At 44.6% G+C, this 6,037-nt stretch carries 8 protein-coding genes; 2 read left to right on the top strand and 6 right to left on the bottom strand.

Annotated features, from left to right (window positions below):
- The 3 genes from tnpA to B5X68_RS07180 all read right to left on the bottom strand — a co-directional run.
- A partial coding sequence (tnpA, locus tag B5X68_RS07190) for an IS66 family insertion sequence element accessory protein TnpA (protein WP_141110203.1) occupies positions 1–267 on the bottom strand: 267 nt, incomplete at its 3' end.
- A 46-nt stretch (positions 268–313) separates the two neighbouring features.
- Positions 314–811, bottom strand: a complete 498-nt coding sequence (locus B5X68_RS07185) for an ATPase (RefSeq protein ID WP_141110202.1) — start codon at positions 809–811, stop codon at positions 314–316.
- A 33-nt stretch (positions 812–844) separates the two neighbouring features.
- Complete coding sequence (locus B5X68_RS07180) at positions 845–1,267, bottom strand: helix-turn-helix domain-containing protein (RefSeq protein ID WP_082213910.1); 423 nt, start codon at positions 1,265–1,267, stop codon at positions 845–847.
- 189 nt (positions 1,268–1,456) lie between these two features.
- Between B5X68_RS07180 and B5X68_RS07175 the strand changes: the two genes are divergently transcribed.
- Positions 1,457–1,705: a hypothetical protein gene (locus tag B5X68_RS07175; RefSeq protein WP_082214047.1), complete on the top strand. Its 249-nt coding sequence runs from the start codon at positions 1,457–1,459 to the stop codon at positions 1,703–1,705.
- Positions 1,706–1,788: 83 nt separating this feature from the next.
- Positions 1,789–2,454, top strand: a complete 666-nt coding sequence (locus tag B5X68_RS07170) for a hypothetical protein (RefSeq protein ID WP_082213909.1) — start codon at positions 1,789–1,791, stop codon at positions 2,452–2,454.
- A 169-nt stretch (positions 2,455–2,623) separates the two neighbouring features.
- Here B5X68_RS07170 and B5X68_RS07165 read toward each other — a convergent pair whose 3' ends face one another.
- From B5X68_RS07165 to nagA, 3 genes are read right to left on the bottom strand one after another with little or no spacing between them, the layout of a single operon-like run.
- A complete protein-coding gene (locus tag B5X68_RS07165) occupies positions 2,624–4,003 on the bottom strand; it encodes a putative oxidoreductase C-terminal domain-containing protein (protein WP_082213908.1) in 1,380 nt (459 codons plus the stop codon).
- Positions 4,004–4,048: 45 nt separating this feature from the next.
- Positions 4,049–4,825: a glucosamine-6-phosphate deaminase gene (locus B5X68_RS07160; protein ID WP_082213907.1), complete on the bottom strand. Its 777-nt coding sequence runs from the start codon at positions 4,823–4,825 to the stop codon at positions 4,049–4,051.
- A 12-nt stretch (positions 4,826–4,837) separates the two neighbouring features.
- Positions 4,838–6,019, bottom strand: coding sequence for an N-acetylglucosamine-6-phosphate deacetylase (gene nagA / locus B5X68_RS07155; RefSeq protein ID WP_082213906.1), 1,182 nt, complete (start codon positions 6,017–6,019; stop codon positions 4,838–4,840).
- Positions 6,020–6,037 lie beyond the last annotated feature (18 nt).

Raw genomic sequence — 6,037 nt, 5'->3', positions numbered from 1 at the left:
CCAGCCCTTTTTTGCGAAAAGTTCTTTAAGAATTTGATTGTCCAGGCTCAGGTCGGCAAACATCTTTTTCAGGCGTGAATTTTCCTCCTCCAAATCTTTCAGCCGTTTGACGTCAGATGCTTCCATTCCTCCATACCGGCTTTTCCAGTTATAAAAAGTGGCCTCAGAAATGCCATGCTGCCGACAAATCTCCTTAGTAGTGATGCCGGTTTCCTGCTGTTTGAGGATCGAAACGATCTGGGTTTCTGTGAATCTCGTCTTTTTCATCAGTTTAAAATTAAGTGATATTCTCTAATTTCAAACTGTCTGTCATTTAGGGACACTTACAAAAGGAGTTGTCAATTATAAAGGCAAGATCAACTATTGGTAAGTAGATGTCAAATAAATTTTTGATTCCTTTTACATACCTCCTTTCAATCACATCAGGCTCAATATTATGCCCTCCTTCTGAAACCCTCATCTGTACACGCTCTTTTGCTAACTGAACATCATTGAGCCAGTAAAAAATTAATGTCACTATGAAGCCTTTTTTCTTCGCTTCTTCAATTTTGGGCTTATAGCTTCGTGTAGATAATGTCGTCTCGAATGCAAAACTGTCATTTCCGTTCAGTAGTTCATTGACTCTGCTTAGCATGATTCGCCCGGCTTCTAGTGCAACTTTTTCTGGTTGAAATGGAGACACTCCCTTGGCAATTTCGTCCGCGTTTACAAATTCTTTACAGTCTAAAATCTCCGGTAATATTGCAAATGAGGCTGCTGTTTTTCCGGCGCCATTACAACCGGCAATGATGTATAGATTCTTTTCTAGCATTGTATTTAAGAACGAGGAATTATTGAAAATAGCTCACTTCCCCCCAATCAACCGCTCCAACCGCCCCATCATCTCATCCTTCTCCTTCAACATCCGCTCGTAAAGCTCCATTTTCTCTTCATGTAATCTCCTGATTTCTGCGATTGGATTGACATTAAAAGTCGAATGTGGATTTCCTAAATATGCCTGATCGTGAAATGTATTTGAAATAATATTAATAGCCTGATCTTCATCAAAATTCCGAATCGCCTCGCTCGGGATTTTCAGTATTGCGGAAACCTGCTCCAAAATGTCGGAATCGATCTTTTCTCTTTGTTCCAGTAAGGAAACCTTTTGCTGGTTCCACTCTTCGCCGAGCTCGAAGGCGAGGACGTCTTGCTTGATTCCGAGCATTTCGCGGAAGCGTTTCAGGTTGCGGCCTTCGTGGATTTTGGAGTTGGATGTAGTATGTGTCATGCGGGAAGGTGGTTGGTTAAAAAGGCAATTTATATAAATCTATCGGTAAGTTTCCGAGTAATTTACAAGCATTTCGGAGTAAGATACCAGCGCGATGTGTTGCGTATCATTTCCAGGAATCCGTGCTTTGCCGCCAGACAAATAGGGAAAGCTCCATCAGGCTTCCGATCACACATTCAAAATTGGCAAATGAACACAGAAGCACACACTAACGAGTCGCCCGACTCGAAATGGATCGCATATGGTCGCGAAGTAAGCGCATTGCTCAGCAGCAGCACCGCCGAAAACTGGACCAACGAACTTTGGACGATGTTCAGCGGCTTCATGCTCGCTCAAAACGAAATGGGCCGGTCGGAGAATTTGAGCAATACTTACTTTTCATTTAAGGAGTTGCTGGAGTTTTTTGAGAGGGTTGAGGGGATTCGCAAAGGGACATGATCATTTGTTTGTAATAAGAGAAATTTAAGTAACTTGTTGGTTAATAGTGAGTAATAGTGTTGAAATTATTAACTGCACAGGTTATGAGAATAATAATTTTACTTTTTGCGTCTATTGTATTTAGTTTTTCGGCCATTGCGCAGCAGGCTCCGGGTTGGGAATTAGGCATTCAGTTAGAACACGGCAGAGATTGGTACAATCGTGAATATTACGATTGGGGTGAACTTCCCAATGGCTACATTGAAAGCTTTCCTTCACACTATTCGCGTGGAGTGGGCTTTTACGTAGAACGAGTTGTTAATTCGAGGCTTTCTGCTTTGGCGCAGATCAGCTATCAACAGAAGAAAATGTACGTCGATATGTATGATGAGACGAGCAGGACGCATGGAGGTTGGATTACAAAAGAAATGCATCACCGAGGCGCATTCGACGCCGGGATTCGGTGGTATGTCAATCCAAAATCAAAAATAAGGCTTTTTGTAGATGGAAAAGTAGGAGCAAATATGTTCATCGCCGCTGTGCAGCGAGAAGCAAGGCTAGGAAACATTGTGATCAACAATGCATTTGGTTATGATCGTGTTATTCCAGTGGCCTCGGGTTCCATTGGAGCAAAGTGGCAAAGACTGAGTGTTTCAGTGGAATACAGGCAGGACCTGGCTGCCGTGAAACGGGCAAGGACTGGAACGGGGATAACCGGTAAGGGTGTTTTTGGGAAGGTGGCTTTTGCGTTGTTTCGAGCAAGGAAATAGTAGCTACCGATAACGCAAAAGAAAAACTAGCAAATCGTAACTAACCCTGTCATGCTGAGCGGAGTCGAAGCACGTTACCAAGGAGTAGCGTGCTTCGACTCCGCTCAGAATGACAGGGTTAGATGGCATTGCAGCTAGAATGCATTTGACATTAAAAACGCTTGTTCAATCACTTAGCCTCCTTCAAAGCCAGCGTCGTCAAATAATACTTAGCAATCATATTAGGAACCTCCCATCTCGGCAACTGACCAGCTTTCAAATACTCCATATACTTATTAGCAACTTGTGCGAAATGTGCTTCATGCCCATTGTCATATTTCGCAGGAATAGTTACTTCCCAGCCTGCTGCGTTCTTTTTTAGCTCGATGCCAGGGTATTTTCCCTGGACCATTTTGAAGCTGTTGGCCACTGCGTCTTCGTAGGCTTTTGATTTATCGATGGTTTCAATGTAAAGCACGGGCTTATATTTTTGGTCTTTGCCCTGGCGTACGATCAGGTTCGCTTTGGAGCCCTTCATGATGGAGTAATGTGTGTCGCCTGTGCCTTCGGGGGCTTGGAAATTCCATAATACGGAGACCTTGGCGTGCACACCTTTCAATGTGTAATTCATTGCGCCATTTGCGTAAACGCTTAATGTTGTGTCTTTTACGTCTTTGCTTAGGAAGTCGGGGAAATTATCGCTTTTGGTTACGAGCTTGAATTGCGATTTGGTAAGTTTCGTAGCGGTGCGTTTTGCGGAAAGGAGTTTAATATCCTTTTTGTAGTCCAGTTCGGTGTTTGGGAAACAGCTCCATTGCACAAGATCCACTAAATGCGTGGTAACGTCCACCATACCTTCGCCTTGCTGTTTTACATCAAAAAACCAGGTTGGACGCACAAGCGGTTCTCCCGAAATGTATTTGAAAAAATGGTGTACGCTTTCCTTGGCAACGGCCGGATTTTCTGCCGTTCCTTTTTGCAATTCACCGAAAATCTCGGCCGAAGCCGCTAATTCGCGCTGTAATGCATTGGTGATCTCATAACGCTCGGTCATGATGTCGTAAAGCAGCACTTTGTTTTTCTCGGCGCTTGCAAATGCTTCTTTTAATTTTTCAAAACCGGCGGCGTCAATTGCCATGGGTTTGTCGGCAAGCACATTCAGACCTGCGTCCACGGATTGCTTAATGTAATCGGTCTTTTTTTGGTTGTTTCCAGCCAGTATGACCACATTTCCCTTCTTTTCTGAAAGCATTTTTTCAAGAAAATCGGAGCCTGTGTAAACTTCCTCTTTCCAGCGCGTGGGGTCTTGCGGACTTGCATTGTATTTCTCAACTTTATCCAGATAAGCCTTCACATCCGGGCCTTCGGACGCATATACATGCACGACTGAATCGACATCCGGATACATGGATTTTTGAACAAGTGCCGCGTGAAAGTGCCCGGGTTCGACCACGATCAGGCTTAAAGGTTTTTTTGTTGCTTCGTCTTTGGCTTCTTCTTTCTTCGTATCACATCCTTGATTTAATGCCATAGCGCTCATGAAAGCGATTGTCAAGAGTTTGTTTCTCATGTTGGTGGATTGAGGTAATAATGCAAGATAGGCCCAAAAATGATGTTACGCCTGACTGTATGACGAAATTTCTTTCAACTTCCCTGAACTCGCCTTGTCAATAAACAAAATCGCATGAGGATGTTTGCGGAGGATCGTGGACGGATATTCTTCCTGGATTTCTTCGGCAACGGTGTGATAAATGGCCTGCGCTTTTTTCTCGCCCGGAACCATCGCATAGGCAAATTTTGCCTTCATTAATGTCGGGATTGTGAGCGTTAATGCTGTTTGAGGCACTTCGTCGAATGTGTCAAAACATGCATCATTCACTTGCTGTTGACGGCAAGCCTGATCCAGATCCACTTGCTTTACAATCAAAGGATCATCAAAAAATGCCACATGCGGATCATTAAAGGCCAAATGTCCGTTTTCCCCAATGCCCAGACAAACAATATCAATCGGATTTGCTTCCAAAAGTTTCGCATAACGAATGCATTCGTCCTCGATATTTTCCGCATTGCCATTGAGATACGAAGCCGATTTCAAGGGCACGAAATCGAACAACTTGACTTTGAGAAAATTCCCGAAATTCTGTGGTGCGTCATTCGGAAGGCCCACATATTCGTCCATATGAAAAGCATTGACTTTCTCCCATTCAATTCCTTTTTCCTCTTTCAATGCTGCCAAAAACTCATTTTGAGACGGCGCGGAAGCGAAAATTATATTAACCGAATCCTGGATTTGCTGTAATTCGCGGATTTTATCAGCAACCATTTTGGCTGCATCTATTCCCATTTCCTGTCTGGTGTCGAAAATTTTTATTTCCAAATCGTCAACCTTCATAATTTGTGTTTTTTAAAATTGCTTGTCGTAAATTATTCTGCCTCTTACTATTGTCTTTTGAATGTTAATGTCACTGTCGAAAATGACGATATCCGCGTCTTTCCCTGCGACCAATGTGCCTTTTTTGTGATCTACACCCATAATGCGCGCTGGCGTGGCGGTCATCATCCGCACTGAATCAAGCAAGGAAACATCAGCCATTTGCACCATATTTCTCACCAACCGGTCGGTTGTGGAAACGCTTCCGGCGAAGGAAGTGCGGTCTGGTAACTTGGCAACGCCGTCTTCAACGATCACTTTCAGGCCGTTTTTCAGAGAGCCCAATGTGCTTTCGCCTTCCGGCATTCCGGCTGCACGCATGGCGTCGGTGATTAATGCAATGCGGTCCGGACCTTTTATTTTGTATATCAATTTCAAAAGCGGAGCTGGCATATGCACGCCGTCTGCAATGATCTCCACGTCCATATCAAGTAAAAAAGCGCTTTCAATTGTCCCTGCATAGCGAAACGCATTCTTGCGTGTCACACCAGACATAGCGGAATACAAGTGCGTTGCCAGCGTGTATCCATTCTCGTAAGCTTCCAGCACTTCCTCATAAATGGCATCTGTATGCGCCACGGCAGCCAGAATGCCTTTTTGTTTTAATCTTTTACCAAAATCAATGGCTCCCGGAAGTTCCGGCGCAGCGCTCCACCGCGTGATCGACGAAGAGTAAGCCAGCACTTCTTCGTATTCCTTCGGATCGGGGTTGCGGATGTAACGTGGATCCTGCGCACCACGCTGACTTAATGCGAAATAAGGCCCTTCCAAATGCATTCCGAGGAACTGCGCGCCTTTCAGGTTGGTAGCATTGGCCTCTTCGTAATTGTCCAGAGTTTGCAGCAAATCCTCTTTTTCGCTGGTTAATGTCGTCGGAACCATGGCCGTTGTTCCGTATTTGGCGTGGGTTTCGGCAATGCGCAGGAATGCATGTGCCGTTCCGTCCATAAAATCATGACCGCCGCCCCCGTGAATGTGCAGGTCAATGAAGCCCGGCGCAATGTAATTCCCGCCTGCATCAATGATCTCCGCGTCTGGAAAATCGACGTTACCTTCATGTATGCCCAAGATCACACCATCTTCAACCAGCAATGTTCCGTTCCGGATGTAGCGAAATGGGGTGATGATGTGACCGTTGGTAATTTTCAATTTCATAAGCAATGTTTTAATTCC

The organism is Dyadobacter psychrophilus (assembly GCF_900167945.1).
In the GTDB taxonomy this organism is placed as follows: Bacteria; Bacteroidota; Bacteroidia; order Cytophagales; family Spirosomataceae; genus Dyadobacter; species Dyadobacter psychrophilus.
This window is presented reverse-complemented; position numbering and strand designations above follow the sequence as displayed.

Excerpts from the sequence above, each read along its gene's own strand:
- B5X68_RS07175 (WP_082214047.1), top strand. The coding sequence starts at position 1,457 with ATGAACACAGAAGCACACACTAACGAGTCGCCCGACTCGAAATGGATC.
- B5X68_RS07160 (WP_082213907.1), bottom strand. The coding sequence starts at position 4,825 with ATGAAGGTTGACGATTTGGAAATAAAAATTTTCGACACCAGACAGGAA.
- nagA (WP_082213906.1), bottom strand. The coding sequence starts at position 6,019 with ATGAAATTGAAAATTACCAACGGTCACATCATCACCCCATTTCGCTAC.
- B5X68_RS07165 (WP_082213908.1), bottom strand. The coding sequence starts at position 4,003 with ATGAGAAACAAACTCTTGACAATCGCTTTCATGAGCGCTATGGCATTA.
- B5X68_RS07185 (WP_141110202.1), bottom strand. The coding sequence starts at position 811 with ATGCTAGAAAAGAATCTATACATCATTGCCGGTTGTAATGGCGCCGGA.
- B5X68_RS07170 (WP_082213909.1), top strand. The coding sequence starts at position 1,789 with ATGAGAATAATAATTTTACTTTTTGCGTCTATTGTATTTAGTTTTTCG.
- B5X68_RS07180 (WP_082213910.1), bottom strand. The coding sequence starts at position 1,267 with ATGACACATACTACATCCAACTCCAAAATCCACGAAGGCCGCAACCTG.